General features: G+C 60.7%; 10 protein-coding genes and 1 pseudogene. 6 read left to right on the top strand and 5 right to left on the bottom strand.

What is annotated here, in order from left to right; genetic code table 11:
- Positions 1-212: GlpM family protein (locus D6877_RS00520; RefSeq protein ID WP_178083609.1), on the top strand; the 212-nt coding region annotated here is incomplete at its 5' end.
- A 256-nt stretch (positions 213-468) separates the two neighbouring features.
- Here the strand turns inward: D6877_RS00520 and D6877_RS00515 are convergent.
- The gene (locus tag D6877_RS00515) at positions 469-1,503 is read right to left on the bottom strand and encodes an alpha/beta hydrolase (RefSeq protein ID WP_130909514.1); all 1,035 of its coding nucleotides are present in this window, start codon (positions 1,501-1,503) and stop codon (positions 469-471) included.
- A 215-nt stretch (positions 1,504-1,718) separates the two neighbouring features.
- Between D6877_RS00515 and D6877_RS00510 the strand changes: the two genes are divergently transcribed.
- Both D6877_RS00510 and metR read left to right on the top strand, forming a co-directional pair.
- A complete protein-coding gene (locus tag D6877_RS00510; RefSeq protein ID WP_130909513.1) occupies positions 1,719-7,259 on the top strand; it encodes a DUF6543 domain-containing protein in 5,541 nt (1,846 codons plus the stop codon).
- 154 nt (positions 7,260-7,413) lie between these two features.
- Positions 7,414-8,331 carry a transcriptional regulator MetR gene (metR, locus tag D6877_RS00505; RefSeq protein WP_130909512.1) on the top strand — a complete coding sequence of 306 codons (918 nt, stop codon included), beginning with the start codon at positions 7,414-7,416 and terminating at the stop codon, positions 8,329-8,331.
- 128 nt (positions 8,332-8,459) lie between these two features.
- Here the strand turns inward: metR and D6877_RS00500 are convergent, their stop codons facing one another.
- The 3 genes from D6877_RS00500 to D6877_RS00490 all read right to left on the bottom strand — a co-directional run bounded on the left by D6877_RS00500 (position 8,460) and on the right by D6877_RS00490 (position 10,913).
- Positions 8,460-8,957: a GNAT family N-acetyltransferase gene (locus D6877_RS00500; RefSeq protein WP_130909511.1), complete on the bottom strand. Its 498-nt coding sequence runs from the start codon at positions 8,955-8,957 to the stop codon at positions 8,460-8,462.
- Positions 8,958-9,056: 99 nt separating this feature from the next.
- Positions 9,057-9,491 carry an NUDIX domain-containing protein gene (locus D6877_RS00495; RefSeq protein ID WP_130909510.1) on the bottom strand — a complete coding sequence of 145 codons (435 nt, stop codon included), beginning with the start codon at positions 9,489-9,491 and terminating at the stop codon, positions 9,057-9,059.
- Positions 9,492-9,548: 57 nt separating this feature from the next.
- On the bottom strand, positions 9,549-10,913 hold the full coding sequence (locus D6877_RS00490) for an HD domain-containing phosphohydrolase (RefSeq protein ID WP_130909509.1): 1,365 nt from the start codon (positions 10,911-10,913) through the stop codon (positions 9,549-9,551).
- 286 nt (positions 10,914-11,199) lie between these two features.
- Here D6877_RS00490 and D6877_RS00485 point away from each other — a divergent pair, with 286 nt between their 5' ends.
- From D6877_RS00485 to D6877_RS00475, 3 genes are read left to right on the top strand one after another with little or no spacing between them, the layout of a single operon-like run.
- Positions 11,200-12,150, top strand: coding sequence for a cytochrome c peroxidase (locus D6877_RS00485; protein WP_241662824.1), 951 nt, complete (start codon positions 11,200-11,202; stop codon positions 12,148-12,150).
- Entirely contained in the window at positions 12,147-13,961 is a 1,815-nt protein-coding gene (locus D6877_RS00480) for a DAHL domain-containing protein (protein ID WP_130909508.1), read from the top strand. Before D6877_RS00485 ends, D6877_RS00480 begins: the two co-directional genes overlap by 4 nt.
- A complete protein-coding gene (locus tag D6877_RS00475) occupies positions 13,958-15,361 on the top strand; it encodes an ATP-binding protein (protein ID WP_130909507.1) in 1,404 nt (467 codons plus the stop codon). Before D6877_RS00480 ends, D6877_RS00475 begins: the two co-directional genes overlap by 4 nt.
- Positions 15,362-15,368: 7 nt before the next feature.
- On the opposite strand, the pseudogene D6877_RS00470 reads toward D6877_RS00475, so the two are convergent.
- Positions 15,369-15,617 (bottom strand): annotated as a pseudogene (locus tag D6877_RS00470) (amino acid permease); the annotation flags it as partial.

Here is a 15,617-nt window from a genome sequence, read left to right as displayed (position 1 = left end):
ACTACATCGTCGGCAAGGGCCGTTCGGTCGACGATCTGAAGACCACGATCGTGTTTGGGATGTGGTCGATCATTCCGTATTTCGTCTATCTGGCGACGCTGTACGTGATGGTCGACCGCATGCGCCTGGAAGCATCGCTGGCCGTGGCGGCGGTGGCCTGGTTGATGGCGGCGACCGTGTTGGTAACGGTCTGGGTGCGTTTGCACAGCTAAGATCAAAAGCCCATCACCCCAGCCCTCTCCCCGAGGGAGAGGGAGCCGACCGAGGTGTCCTGCGAGGTACATCGACGTGAGACACCGAGTCGACTATGGATCGGTGAAAACCGAGTCGGTTATGGTGGTGTCAACGTGAACGCATTCACCGAATTCATAATCGACTCGGTCATTCAGATCGGCGTAGAGCACAAGACACCTCGGTCAGTCCCCTCTCCCTCTGGGAGAGGGTTAGGGTGAGGGGACTCTTTCTGGCTCACAGCAGATTCCTGCCCACCACCGGCTCGACCCGCGCCCAGTGCGAAGTATCCTCACGATGCGCTTGCAGATAAGGCAGCACCGCCGCCAGCAACGGTTCCTTGAACGCCTCCTGAAAGCGATGCGCCAGCCCCGGAATCAGCTTCAACTGACTGCCCTGAATGTGCGCCGCCAGATGTACGCCGTGCATCACCGGCAGCAGCGGATCAGCCGTGCCATGCACCACCAGCGTGGGCACACGCAATTGATTGAGCAAAGCCACGCGACTGGGTTCAGCAAGGATCGCCATGATCTGCCGTTTGACGCCTTCGGGGTTGAACGCGCGGTCGTAGGACGCCGCCGCCTGTTGCAGCAACGCTTGGCGATCATCAGTCACCGCCGGGCTACCGAGTGCCGCGAGCAGATCGGCCTGCTGCTCCAGCGCCACTTGACGGTTCGGCGCGCCCCGCCGTGAAAGCAATTGCACCAGCGCCGCACTCGGTGCCGGCAAGCCTTCAGCGCCGGAAGTGGTCATGATCAGCGTCAGGCTTTCCACCCGCTGCGGCGCCATCGCCGCCATGTGCTGGGCGATCATTCCACCCATGCTCGCGCCGAGCACGTGGAATTGCTCGACCTTCAACGCCGTCATCAAACCCAGCGCATCGTCGGCCATGTCGGTCAGGCTGTACGGGGCCGAGACCGGCAAACCGAGCTTGTAGCGCAGCACTTCGAAGGTCAGATTGGCCTCGATGGGCGCCTGCCGCCAGGTCGAGAGGCCGACGTCGCGGTTGTCATAGCGGATCACCCGGAAACCCTGCTGACACAGCGCGACTACCACCTCATCCGGCCAATGAATCAACTGGCCCCCCAGGCCCATGACCAGCAACAGCGCCGGGTCTGATGCACGACCGATGCTCTGATAGGCAAGGCTGACCGCAGGCAGATCGGCGTGCTCGGTCGGCACGTTCACATCGCAGCGCCCGGCTGCCAACGAGCCGGCCCCGAACACAAGCGCGGCCAACGCGGCCGCGACTGAAATAAATCTCTTGAACATGAAAAACACCAAAACGCAGCACCCCAGTAGAGCGCGAGTCTGATGAAGTTCGTGCGAGCGCGCTGCCACACTTGCATGACAGTTTGATGAAGAGTGCCGAGCGGTCATGCAGGCGCTGCAAACAATATCCCTGTACCGCCATGCTCCGGCGCAAATTCTTTTGAATGACTTGAACAGGAGCGGATGCCCCGCTCCCCCCTTGCGAGTCATCCACCATGCTCGAACCCCTTACCCTGGATTTGCCGCCAGCGCCCCCGGAGTCGTTCGCTACCTCCCTGGCGCTGCCTGAGTCCATCGACGAAAGTCTTTTGTTACGGGCCAATCAGCACTGGCGCGACAGCAGCAGTGGCCTGCGTGAACTGTTTGCGAGCAGCCCCGCGCTGCGCGATACGATCAACGCTTCGCTGCGACAACACCTGCAACTGGACGGCGAAAAAACCGGATTCGGCTTCATTGCCACCCAAACCCAGCCGGAGCATTTTGTCAGTCTTACCGACGCCTGCGCTTTTGTCGTACAACATTCGGCGCTGGAAACCTCGTTGGACCAGCACTGCCACGTTATCGGCCTGAAGCCTGATCACCCGCTGTACACCCTGAAACCGCTGCAACTGCTGGCCAAACTCAAGCCGCTCGACCCGCAGAGCGCCCACGCCACCCGCTGGGCCGAGTTCTGGGAAGCACGTGCGCCCGGCACCCCGGTTTCGCGACGCACACGCGCCACCGAGCTATACCGATCACATTTCGAAGCGAGCGCTGACGCCGCTTACGCCAGTAAAGTCATCAACGCCGAACAGCGCGACCTGCTGCAGCAAATCGTTGATTCAGGTTCCACCCCAGCGATGTTCAAGGGGCAGTCCGTTCACCTGGAAAAACCGGCACTGGTGCTGAGCAATCACAGCAAAGTCAAACTGCCGGGGGCTTGGGTGATCAGCACGGGGGACCGGGCAACGGCGCGAGCGCTGCTCTACCTGCCCTGCCGCCCCGCGTGCATTCAGGCGTTCGACAATCGAGTGGATCTGCAGACGTGGCTCGCCGGTCAGGTACAGATCCCTGGCGGCCTGCCACGCCAGATCCAGCGCTTCGATTACAGCGCAGCGACAGATCCGATGATCACCGGCGCCAGCGATCTGTTCGCCGACCGGCAGCAGGCGCAGATGAATGCCTTGCGCAACACCAACCGGGGCAAACCCGGGTTGCGCGAACACGCTGCGCAAGCGCTGTTGCATGTCGATCTGATTGACCATCAGCGCAGCACAGCGATCATCGTTGCAACACCGGCCAAAGCGCTCACTGCGCAAGAACCCATCGCAAGTGACGCCCCTCCGTTGTTCGGCAGCCTGTCCGCAGGCATTCCGCTGGCCCTGAGACACGCCTCGCTCAACCGCGAGCGCGATGCACTTGAACACTTGCTGTCCAACGACCCGGACGGCACACGCTTGCAACAATGCCAGGACGCCCTGAAAGCGCTGGAAAGTGCCGAGCAAGCCTGCGAAAAGGTCAGCACCTTGTTGTTCGACAACGCCCCCGTCTGCGACACGGCGTTCGCTGCGATTTGTCAGGCTCACAAGGATGGCTTGTACGCCGAGGCGAAGCTGCAAGCGCTACTCGGGCAAATCGACAGCGCCGAACACGACCTGCTCAAAGCCGTTCTGGACAAGCCTGTGGCCAGTGCACGCGATGCAGACTGGATCGCCGCCAGCCTGACACTTTCGCTGAGCGAAACCCGCGACACGATCACTACGGTGCAGCGCGAAACGCTCAAGGGTGTACTGGTATTCACTCGGCAAGCTGCGCTGGCGGACCGCGCCTCCAACACGAGTCTGCTGTTGTATTGCCCAGGCAGCGGCGGTGGTCTGCAACGCTTTCCCGATCGCCGTACCTTGGCACTCGATTTTTTCAAGATCAGCGAGCAGGACAGCGAATCGGCCTTGCAACTCGACGCCATCGCCTCGGACCCGCTGCGTCATTGCCTCAACGCACTGATCGTCGATTGCGAGACGCGGACCGCCACCCTGCGCGATCAGTCCGGGCATGCCGATGCACTGGAAATTCTCCGCCAGGATTGCACAGCCGCTCTGCAAGTGCCGGTCAGCGCCGCCAGGAGTCTGATGTTCGCGCACGAGCAAGAGCAGCAGCGCAGCGGTGTTCTGGCCACTCATCTGCCGAGCTGGCTGGTGCGTTTGCAGAAAAGCGAGCGGGCTGCGCTCAAAGAGCGCATCAAGGCGTATATCGAGGCGATGCGCAAAAGCCACGCGCTGATGACACTGGCACTGGAACCGCGCGACGACTTCACCCGTAAACATCTGTACGCGCGCCTGCGCAAGGACTTTGCCACCGAGGGCTATTTTTCCGTGCAGGTCGAATTGCCCGATTCCACCAAAACCGAAACCGTAGTGGAAGCCACCCCCACCGGCCCGCGGCGTAAAACGGTGATCGTGCCCGGCGCCACGCGCAGCACGATGTCACTGGAAGACCTCGCCCAGTTGAACATCGACAACGTTCAGTCAGTGCTCAATGACTCACTGTCGCAACGCCTGATTTTCATGCGGGTGAAGGTCAGTGCCGCGCGCCAACAGGATCGCAACCGTCTGCTCAACGGCATCAACCTGAGCTATCTGCGTAAAGTCCTGCCGGAGCTGGACCTGCCCAAGGCCTATGAGCGCAGGATCCTCGAAGCCTTTAATGGCGCGCCCGGCGAAGCGCTGTTCGTCAGACAGCATCGGCGCGAAGGCCTGATCGAACCCTGGCGCCTGCTGCTGAAGATCCAGAGTGAAAATGCGCGTGCACAGCAACACCTCGATCGCAATGAGGCTGAGGTGGTGAACATCGCAATCGGCGCCGATACCGCTGAAGCCTGGCGCGCTCAAGGCAAGCGCATCGTACTGCTGCCGGTCGCGCTTAAAACTGGCGGCAAAGACACCCCACGCGAAGGTCCGGTGACCTTGTCCGGCGTGACCTTCATTGAAGAGCAGATCAGCGGCACTACACTGCTCTACCTGCCGGACAGTCCGGATCAACAATTTTTCCGCCGTTACGACAGTCTCGAATCAGCGCGCAAAGGGCTGTTCACACTGTGCGCAAGTGACCGCTGGATCGAATACCTGGCGGGCAAGGCCTTGCAGGGCAATGTTCGCGCGCATGTCAGCCGCATCGGTCAGGCGCATGAAAAAAACTTCGACGCCATTATCGAAGTCGGCGCACGCTGGCCGGCAAGCACTTCGCTGGCCGCGCACCTCCTCGATGCGCACATGGGTCGCTTGCTCGAAGCCCATCGCGGCAGCTCGCGCTCCAACGATGCGCTGTTCTTCGAACGCTATGCACTCAAAGGCCCACGGGCGTTCAACTACATAAAAATGGCGATTGGCATGGTCCCCTTTGTCGGCACCGTCCTCGCGCTTTACGATGCGTGGAACGCAGCCAATCAGGCCGTGGCAGCGTTTTTGCGCGGCGACGTGGCAGACGGGCTGGCGGAGCTCGAGTCAATGTTTCTCTCATTGATCGACGCGCTCATGGATCTGCTTCCGGGCGAAGCGGTGGCCTCGACTCTTGCGCGGTCCACCCGCGCCCTGACACGTGCGCGCCAGTTGCATGCGCTGCTGGGCAACGTTTCGGCCTTGCACGGTAAAACCCAGCGGCGAGCCCGGCATGTACTCGCCCGCTTTCAGGATTACGACTACGAACTACCGCTGTCCCTGGCCGGGATCGAGCCAGCCAGCCACGGGTTGTACCGTGGCGTTTACCGGCATGCCGACGGCGATTTCATCCAGCGTCAGGGGCGCATCTACCAGGTGGAGCTGGGCACGGGCTCACGCAACTGGCGCCTGGTCGGCAATTCGCGCAAGTCTTACAAGCAACCGGTCGCCCTGGATGAAACCGGCCAGTGGGACACTTGGTTCGGCGTCTATGGAACCGCCGCTGAGGCTGGCTTGCGTGGCGGCGGTAACGTCGCCGGGCATCTGGCCGATGCGCTGGACCCTTATTGGCCTCCGGTGATTCGCCAGCGCTTGCCGCGCTGGTGGGCAGAGCGTACGTTTCGCCGGCATCAGCAGTTGGAACTGGAGACGGAACGCCTGGGATACGTTATCGATAGCGGGGTTGAGGCGCGCAAGAGGGCGATACTGGCTTTCCAGGACGCCAGCCCCGCCGACCAGCGGGCCTTGTTGCCGGCAGCCGAAACCGCATGTCTGGAAGAAATCCGCCTGTGCGCTCAACGCTATCAGGGGTTGGCGGAGTTGAGGCCGCTCACCAGCGGCAATAAACAAGCGGCCGTCAACCGCGTACAAAGCTCCCTCGCCGTACGCCTGACCTCGCGATATGCCATGCGCGCCGGCCAAGTGTCAGCAGGCACAATCATGGTGCTGGAAGACATCCGGCGGCTGACACGCATGCACAGTGCTCTGCCGCCGAGCGCACGGTCACAGCGATTGGCCTTGCGTGCCCGGATTCGCGATCTGGAACTCGGTTACGTAAAAAAATTCGAGGAACTGGAAAGCACGAGATTCCAGCTCAATCAGTGGTACGAGCGCATCACCTTGAGATCCGACAAGGTCGGCCAGATCGAAACTGTCAATCTGGTCAATCGTCAGTTCAGCGATACCCGTCTGCTCTTTCACAAAACCTACATGCGCCTGGAGCTGGTCAAGAACTACGGCTATGACAATGACGTTTCCTGGATGTACTTCAACGAGCAAACGGACGGACTCTGGACACAGGCCAGACAGGCGGTGACCACCCAGTACGACCTGCCGAATCTGCAAACCACTGCGCAGAATCGCAGCCGCATGCTGACGCAATGTCTGGATGCCTATATCCGCTTCCGCCGACACATCACAGTCTGGATGACGGCCTACCCTGAGCACTTTCACCGGGATGCCATCGAACCGCTGCTCGACGGCCTGGAGCAGATGGCCGAACGTGCCCGCCGAGGCGTAATTGATCCACCGGCTCCGAGAACTCCCGGCCAGCCTGCCCAGCGGGTCTTCACCACTGAGGACGGTAACCTGCTGTACGGCACGGAAAAATTTGACTCGAGGTCGCAACGTCGGGTTTATGAACGCCGCCTCAGGGATGGCGAAGTGCAACTCTGGGAACAGGGTCCAGACGGCCGTTCGCGGCAGATCAGCCCTCAGGCTCCAGCCCCCCAGGCGCCGTCCGTAAGTCTCGCCGCGCTGGTCAATGACGCCGGACAGCGCCTGGACAGCATCCCGGCCTACCGGGCGACCGTGCAGAGCAATGCCGAGCGCGGCATGCTGCCGGTCGATCTGCAACACATGATGGACACCCAGGCCGCTGAGCTGAACACCCGAGCCGAGCGTATCGCCGCCAGTTCTGCGCAGCATCCGCTCATCCAGCGCTTGCGCGATGCAGCCGCCGAGCTGACCGTTGCCGGACGCACCCTGCGCACCGAACGCTCACTCACCAGCCAGAAGCCCACCGATGGCATGCTCGATGACCTGATCGGGCAAGGCGCCGTTGCAATACGCAGAACGCAACCGATCAGATTGCTCGGCCGGCGTGGCGGCCACCCGGACTATATGCAGGAGTACGAGATCTGGAACATTACGACCGAACCCCAGCAGTTGCTGTGGTACGCGCACTTTCACTACCGCAACGCGACGCCGGTGTTCAACCGCTTCGAAACCGCGCATTTGAAATTGCCGCAGCACCGCTTCCTGACCCATGCCGATGATGCGACGTTGCCTTACGCGAAAATCGGCAGTAAATCTCTGGTCCTTGGGCATTTCGAGCGGGTCTGACTACTGGCGCCCGACCTTGCTCTCAGCCAGCGAATGGCAGGGAGCAAGGACGAATTGTTCTGCCCTCAAAGTGCGATGGTCGACAACCGGATGACCATGAGACAAACTCAACAGATCCTCGCTGATCACAAGTTTTGTTCATGGAGCCCCGCCGGTGCTTGAAATCCGTCACCTGAAAACCCTGCATGCCCTGCGCGAAGCCGACAGTCTGGTCGATGCCGCTGACCGCCTGCATCTGACGCAGTCAGCCTTGTCGCACCAGTTCAAGGAACTGGAAGAACGCATGGGCATGCAGTTGTTCGTGCGCAAGACCAAACCGGTGCGCTTCACCAGTGCCGGTTTGCGCCTGTTGCAACTGGCCGATGCCACCCTGCCGCTGCTGCGCGCGGCTGAAAGGGACATCGCTCGTCTGGCCGGTGGCACCGCCGGGCGTTTGCACATGGCCATCGAATGCCACAGCTGCTTTCAGTGGCTGATGCCGACCATCGATCAGTTCCGCGATGCCTGGCCGGAGGTCGAGCTGGACCTGGCCTCGGGCTTCGCTTTCGCGCCGCTGCCGGCACTGGCCCGGGGCGATCTCGATCTGGTGGTGACCTCCGATCCGCTGGAGATTGCCGGTATCACTTACGTGCCGCTGTTCACCTACGAAGCCATGCTCGCGGTGGCCAACCAGCATGCGCTGGCGAGCAAGCCGTACATCGTTCCCGAAGACCTGCTGACGGAAACGTTGATCACCTACCCGGTCGAGCGCGATCGTCTGGACATCTTCACGCGCTTCCTCGAACCGGCCGACATCGAACCGGCGCAGGTGCGCACTTCCGAGCTGACAGTGATGATGATGCAACTGGTCGCCAGCGGCCGTGGTGTCTGCGGCATGCCGCATTGGGCGCTGCACGAATACAGCTCGCGCGGCTATGTGAAGGGCAAACGGTTGGGTGAAAAGGGCTTGTTCGCGACGCTGTACGCGGCGATTCGCACCGACATGCTCGATGCGCCGTACATGCGCGATTTCCTGCTGACCGCCAAGGACACCTCGTTTTCGACCCTCGATGGCGTCAGCGCCGTACGCTGATTCTCCAGATCAAGAGATCTCCCTGTGGGAGCGAGCCTGCTCGCGAATCGCCGTGTCAGTCGCCGAACATGTTTGCTGATAAAGCGCTTTCGCGAGCAGGCTCGCTCCCACAAGGATTTCGTGGTGGATCAGAGCTGGCGCCACATGTGGATCTTGTCGAAGTAGTCTTCGCCCACCCGCACCGCCAGCGGTTCGAGGCCGTACTGGATAAAGCCACAACGCTGGTAAAGCTGAAAAGCCGCGTCGTTGCCAGCAGTCACGGTGAGCTGCAGCAGTTTCAGCGCCGGATGTTTTTGCGCTTCGGCCAGAGCCGCCTGGACCAGATCAAAGCCCAGCCCTTTGCGACGAAAATCCGCCGAGACATACATGCCGAACAGCGTGGCTTTGTGGCGCGCCTTCTCGCGCGGCTCGAAGGCCAGGCCGACAATCCCTGCCAAAGTGCCGTCGTCGAACGCGCCCAGAACCACATCGAGCTTGCTGGTCAGGCGCGCTTCCCACCAGCTCAACGGCATCACCGCGCGTTCGCGCACGCTGGAAGTGAAGGCCTGCGGATGCCGGTCATAGGCTTCCAGCATCAGTTCGCGGTAAGCCAGGGCATGGCTGGCATCCAGCCGTTCGATCCACACCTCAGGCGGTCCGCCGTTGTTCGAGCATCAGCAATGCGGCGGCGGCAAAGATCAGAAGGTCTTGCAACGGGATCATGGCAACGTCCTTTGCGGGAATGATCAGGCGAGTGCCGTCAGTGAACGGCGATAAAACGGCAGGATGTGTTCGCGTGTCAATGGCGCCAGCTCGAGCGCCGGATCAGTGGCCGGATCGACCCAGATGACTTCCTCGATTTCCGCCGCCGGGCAGACGTCGCTATCGATGGTCAATTGAAAGATTTCCGCGTGCACGATGAAGCCTGGCTCGTTGGCGGCGGGGGCGGAAAAACTGTTGAGGAAAATCGCCTGCGCCGGGTCGATCTGCAGCCCGAGTTCTTCTTCCAGTTCACGGGCCAATGCGTGCACTGGCAACTCGTGGGCCTCGATCTTGCCGCCCGGTTGCATGAACGCCGTGGTGCCGCGCTTGCGCACCAGCAGGGTCTGGCCCTGCTGGTTGAGCAGCAGCGCAGCGGCGATATGGAGAGTGCGGGGCGCAGCGTGAGAAGTCAGCGGCATGAGCGAGGAAAATCCCTGAGGCAAAAACCCAAGGATCCCATGCCCGCCCCCCTGCCGTCATGCCCGTTCGCTCTGCACCTGGAGCGCGGCCTCTGGCTCCTCGGGCTCTTTGACGAAGACCCGGTACTTGCCGCCTTCCATGGCTTCGAAGGCAATCAGTTTTTCGATCAGCGGGCCGCTCAGCACCTTGCCGGTGTTGAGCAGGAGCATGCCGTTATCAGCATTGAGATTGCGCGCCAGCAGCATGCCGGCGACCAGTTCGCGGGTGCTCAACACTTTGACCTGCGGATCAATCAGGGCGATATCGTTGAGGAACGTCACACACACCTCGATAAACGCCTCGACCAGCTCCGGATCGTACAGCCGGCCACTGTATTGACGCAGGTACAGCAGCGCTTCGTCGTTGTTCATCTGGCGCTCGAGAATCAACCCGCGTTGCAGTTCGACGAAATCCACCGCCAGCTTCAGCAGCCGCGAGCCAAACGGGATCGCATCGCCCTTGAGCCGGTCGGGAAAGCCACTGCCATCCCAGTGTTCCTGATGATGCAGGATCAACCGGGCGGCATCTTTCATCGGGTCAAGGGTCATCAACAGCGATTCGCTCTGCTTCGGATAGCCGCGATAACGCTCGCGCTCTGCGGAATGCAGCAGATCCGACGGCGTGACCATCATCGAGTCCGGCCAGCTCAGTTTGCCGATGTTGTAGAGCGCGGCGGCCATGGTCAGGTCACGACTGGACGCTTCATCCAGGCCATGGACCTTGCTGTAGCCGCGCACCAGTTCGATGATTTGCCGGTTGGTCTGCTTGGAGGGCGGCAAGCGCAGGTTCGCCAGCAGCGAGAACACCTCTGTGCCGGTGACATAGCTGTGTTTGAGTTCTTCGTACGCCAGATCGAGCATGTCAGCGGTCTGCTGCAACTCGGCGGTCCGCGCCGCGACGTGTTTTTCCAGCGCGCCGTTGAGCTGTTTCAGTTGCGCGTTCTGCGCGCGGGCAAGCCGCTCCAGGCGCTGGCGTTCGCGTTCCGAATGCTGATGCTCGAGCGCCTGACGCAGAATCAGCAGCAGCTCTTCGTCGTTCCACGGTTTGCTGATGTAACGATGGATCTGCCCGTCATTGATCGCCTTGATGATGGCGCTCGGGTCAGCGTACCCGGTGAGCATGATCCGCAAAGTGCCCGGATGCCGTTCGCGCACCTGCGCCAGCAAGGTCGCGCCGTCCATGCCGGGCATACGCGCATCGCTTATCACCAGATCCACCGGTTGCTGCGCCAGCAGGTCCAGCGCCTGGGCACCGCTGGTGGCCAGCAGAACGTCATAGGGTTGGCTGCGCAGCAGGCGGCGCAGGCTGTTGAGAATCGATTCCTCGTCGTCGACCAGCAGCACTCTGGAGCGCTGACTGGACGGTGTGGATTGTTCTTCCATGGGATGGCCTCAAGCACAACAGTGAACGTGAACGATGCGGCGCTCTGCCCCCGCACCGATCCGCATCTGCCATGAAGGCTAGATGATTTTGCCGATTGCCCACACTAAACTTCTGCCGTGCTGCGAAGGCAAGCTGACGAACGGCCGACTACTCTCAATACGATGAGCGGTCATGGCCGCCGACGAACCCGAGGATGAGGGAAAGGGATGCTCTCGACGAAAACTGCGTACGAAAACCCGGGCAGCGCGGCATGAACACAGCCTTGTGCGGTAGCGCCCCGTGAATCTGCCAACAGCTTTTCTGCGCCTGGTACTGACGCTGCTGCTGTGCGGCGGCGCTATCGCCGAACCGCTGAACGAGCCGCTCAAACCACTGCCAGGGATACCCCGCCAGGATGCCGGGCGCGTGGCTCTGGGGCGGCAACTGTTCCATGACCCCAGGTTATCGGTAAATAACACCCTGTCCTGCGCCAGTTGCCATCAACTGGACAGGAATGGTGCCGACAACCGCGCGCTGTCTCTGGGGTTCGACGGCAAGCCGGTGGCGATCAATACGCCCACGGTGCTCAACGCCAGCCTGAACTTTCGCCAGTTTTGGGACGGCCGCGTCCAGACGCTCGAAGAGCAGAGCGATGTGGTCGTCACCAGCCCTCATGAAATGGGCAGCGACTGGGACACGGTCCTCAAACGCATCGGCGAGGACCCCGACTACCGTCGCAGCTTCTCCGCGATCTACCCGGACGGTCTCACCAAGGTCAATGTTCAGCGGGCGCTCGCAGCCTTCGAGCGCACCTTGTTGACCCCCGGTTCCCGGTTCGATCAGTACCTGCTGGGCGATACCGCCATCCTCAGCTACGAAGAAAAACAGGGCTACCAACGGTTCAAGGAGTACGGCTGCATTGCCTGTCATCAAGGGGTGAACATTGGCGGCAACATGTTCCAGAAATTCGGTGTGTTCGGCGACTACATTGCCGATCGCGGCCAGGCGACAAAGGCCGACCTGGGGCGCTTCAATGTTACCGGCGACGAAGCCGATCGTGCGGTGTTCAAGGTTCCCAGCCTGCGCAACGTCGCACTGACCGCGCCGTATTTCCACGACGGCTCGGCGGCGACCCTCGAACAGGCGGTGGACATCATGTTCCAGTATCAACTGGGGCGCATGCCGGGCAACGAAGACAAAGCCCTGATCATTCAGTTTCTCAAGACCCTGACCGGCCAGTGGGAAGGCAAGCCATGATGAACATTTCGCGGCGCCGCAGCCTGCTGCTCTTGTCGTTGATCGCATTCGCGCTGGCTTCGGTGCTGCTGTTTCTGTACTTCAAGTCCAGCTCTGACCAGACGATGACATACACCGAATCGCGGGACCTCATCCGGCAGATCAAACAGCAGGATTCGCTATGGGAAAACGAGATCCTCAAGGCCAGGGTGGCGATCTCGCACAACTACGACCCGCTGGTATCGCCAATGAACGCGATGAATCAGCTCTGGGAGCGTTTTACCGACATCGAATCGGGGCATGGGCGCAACGAAGCGGCGCAATGGCACCAGGCGCATGTCGATTTTCTGCAGGCGATGAAAGAGAAATCCCGACTGGTCGAGCAGTTCAAATCGCACAATGCCTTGCTGCGCAATTCGCTGGCGTTCCTGCCAACCGCCGAGGATGACATTCAGCAGCAACTGGCCAACCTGCCCGACTTCGACAAATCGCAGTTGCAGAACATCACCACCGACACCTACGACCTGCTGCTCAGTGCACTGGAATTTGCCCAGGTCACCAGCGCCGAGCGCGCCGCCGAAATCGAGGTGGGGCTGAACAAACTCGCGGTCAATGCACAACGGCTGCCGGAAGAATTCCAGGCACCGATCAGGATTCTGAGCAATCACATAGCCCTGATTGCCCGTGAACAACCGCAGGTCAATCAATTGCTCGAAAGCATCGAAGCGATCCCCGTCGCCGAACGCCTGGACACCATGACCACCCTGCTTGATCGCGATCAGCAGCGGGCCGACAGGATCGACCGCCAATACCATTTCTACATGCTGCTGTTTTCCGTATTGCTGGTGCTGTCGCTGGTGGGCCTGACGATCCGCCTGATCGGCAGTTTCGCCGAAATCAACCGGGTCAATGCGGCGCTGCAGACCGCCAACGATGTGCTGGAACAGCGGGTCGATGAGCGCACCCGCGAACTGAAAAACGCACAGAGCGAACTGCTCGATGCCGCACGTCAGGCCGGCATGGCGGAAATCGCCACCAACGTTCTGCACAACGTCGGCAACGTGCTCAACAGCGTGAATATTTCTTCCGATCTGATTGCGCGAAAATTGCGCAACAGCAAGACCCAGGGTCTGGCCAAGGCGATGCAGTTGATCAACGAGCACCCGGACGACCTCGGCGTATTTTTGCGCGAAGACGCCAAAGGCAAATTGCTCCCCGCCTACCTCAACCAACTGGTCACTGCGATCGCTCAGGAACAACAGGAAATGGCCGATGAGCTGATGCAAATGAGCAAAAGCGTCGACCACATCAAGGACATCGTCGCCACTCAGCAATCCTATGCCGGCGCCAGCAGCATGACCGAGCCGCTGTTCATCGATGAATTGCTCGAAGACGCCTTGCGCATGAACGCCGGTGCCCTGACCCGCCATCACGTCACGGTGGTCAGGGACTATGGCGACGTGCCGCAAGTGATGGGCGACAAACACCGCCTGCTGCTGATCCTGATCAACCTCATCAGCAACGCGAAGTACGCAATGTCCGACCTCAACAACCGGCCGCGGACCATGACTCTGGCAGTGAAAACTGTCGATGACAGCATTTTGCAGATCAGCGTCAAGGACGATGGCGAGGGCATCGCAGCGGAAAATATGGCACGGATCTTTGCCCACGGATTCACCACCCGCAAGGAAGGCCACGGCTTCGGCCTGCACAGTTGCGCCCTGGCCGCGATCGAGATGAACGGCCATCTCAGCGCCCACAGCGACGGACCGGGCAAGGGCGCGCTGTTCACCCTGCAGTTACCGCTGATTACCGTAACGGAGCACGCATGAGCGAATTGTCGAACCGCCGCATTCTGCTGATCGACGATATGCCGTCGATTCATGAAGACTTTCGCAAGATTCTTACGCCGGTCACGGCGCAATCGGTTGAGCTGGACGAAATGGAGGCCGCACTGTTCGGGGCGCAGGTTCGTCCCCAGCGCCCATTGCTGGAACTGGATTCGGCCTACGGTGGCGAGGAAGGGCTGGGCAAGCTGATCCAGGCTTTGCAGGAACAACGTCCGTACGCACTGGCCTTTGTCGACATGCGCATGCCCGACGGCTGGGACGGTGCAAAAACCATCGAACACCTCTGGCAGCACGACCCGCAATTGCAGGTCGTGGTCTGCACCGCGTATTCGGACTATTCCTGGGATGAATTGCTGGACCGATTGCAGGCGCACGACCGCTTGCTGATCCTGAAAAAGCCGTTCGACAATATTGAAGTGCAGCAGATGGCCAATACCCTGCTGACCAAATGGCAGATGACCGAAAGGGCCTCGTTGCAAATGCATCATCTGGAACATCTGGTGGATCAGCGCACCCTGGAATTCAAGCAGGCCAGCGAAGCCCTGCAACGGGAAATCGACGAGCGCAAGCAACTGGAAAGCCAATTGGTGCAGTCGGAAAAGCTCGCGTCACTGGGACAGATGGCTGCGGGCGTCGCCCACGAAATCAACAACCCGATCGGCTTTATTTCCTCCAATCTTGGTTCTCTCGACGGCTATTTCAAACAGTTGCTGGCCCTGCTCGAGGCGTATCAGAGCTATCTGCCTGGGCTCGACAGCGAAGCGGCAGCCAGATTGCAGCGCCTGCGTGAAGAGACCGAGCTGGATTTTCTCCTCGACGACATTCCGCTGTTGATTCGCGAGTCCAAGGAAGGCATCGGCCGGGTCGGTCAGATCGTCAAAGACCTGAAGGATTTTTCCCGCGTCGATAACAGTCAGCAATGGCAGTGGGCCAATTTGCAGCAAGGCATCGAGTCGACTTTGAACATCGTTGCCAGCGAGCTCAAGTACAAAGCCGACGTGATCAGGGAGTACCAGCCGTTACCGGACATCGAGTGCCTGCCGTCACAGATCAATCAAGTGATCATGAACCTGGTGGTCAATGCCGCACAGGCCATGGGGCCCGAGCGTGGCACCATCACCTTGCGCACCGGTGTGCAGCAAGACATCGCCTGGGTTGAGGTCGCCGACACTGGCTCGGGCATTGCCCCGGACACCTTGCAGAAAATCTTCGACCCGTTTTTCACCACCAAACCGGTCGGCCAGGGCACCGGCCTCGGCCTGTCGCTGTCCTACGGCATCGTGAAAAAACATGGCGGAGACATTCGGGTGCGCAGCGAACCGGGCGTGGGCACGACGTTCCGTGTCGAACTGCCCATGCGCCAGAACAGCCCGGCCGCTTGAGACACGTTCAGCCGGCTTCCTGAAAATCCAGTTCCGGCGGCTGACGGCGGAAACCGCTGGTGAGCACGGCGAGGTAAACCACGCCAATCGCCAACCAGCTCAGCCCCAGCCACACCGCCAGATGATCGAGACTGACCATCAGCCACAGGTCGGCCACCAGACCGATCAGCGGGCAGAGCAAAAACAGCAGCAGCTCGCGCAGGCCTTTTTTCTCGCCGCCGATCCAGTAATGGAAGATCACCGACAGGTTGACCAG

Source organism: Pseudomonas sp. Sample_9 (assembly GCF_004307535.1).
GTDB classification, from domain to species: Bacteria; Pseudomonadota; Gammaproteobacteria; order Pseudomonadales; family Pseudomonadaceae; genus Aquipseudomonas; species Aquipseudomonas mercuritolerans.
Note: the sequence above shows the minus strand (reverse complement) of the source record. Positions and strands in the feature narration are given on the sequence as shown.

What these genes read in the sequence shown, in the direction of transcription:
- D6877_RS00515 (WP_130909514.1), bottom strand. Translation starts at nt 1,503, where the DNA reads ATGTTCAAGAGATTTATTTCAGTCGCGGCCGCGTTGGCCGCGCTTGTG.
- D6877_RS00510 (WP_130909513.1), top strand. Translation starts at nt 1,719, where the DNA reads ATGCTCGAACCCCTTACCCTGGATTTGCCGCCAGCGCCCCCGGAGTCG.
- D6877_RS00495 (WP_130909510.1), bottom strand. Translation starts at nt 9,491, where the DNA reads ATGCCGCTGACTTCTCACGCTGCGCCCCGCACTCTCCATATCGCCGCT.
- D6877_RS00490 (WP_130909509.1), bottom strand. Translation starts at nt 10,913, where the DNA reads ATGGAAGAACAATCCACACCGTCCAGTCAGCGCTCCAGAGTGCTGCTG.
- D6877_RS00480 (WP_130909508.1), top strand. Translation starts at nt 12,147, where the DNA reads ATGATGAACATTTCGCGGCGCCGCAGCCTGCTGCTCTTGTCGTTGATC.
- D6877_RS00475 (WP_130909507.1), top strand. Translation starts at nt 13,958, where the DNA reads ATGAGCGAATTGTCGAACCGCCGCATTCTGCTGATCGACGATATGCCG.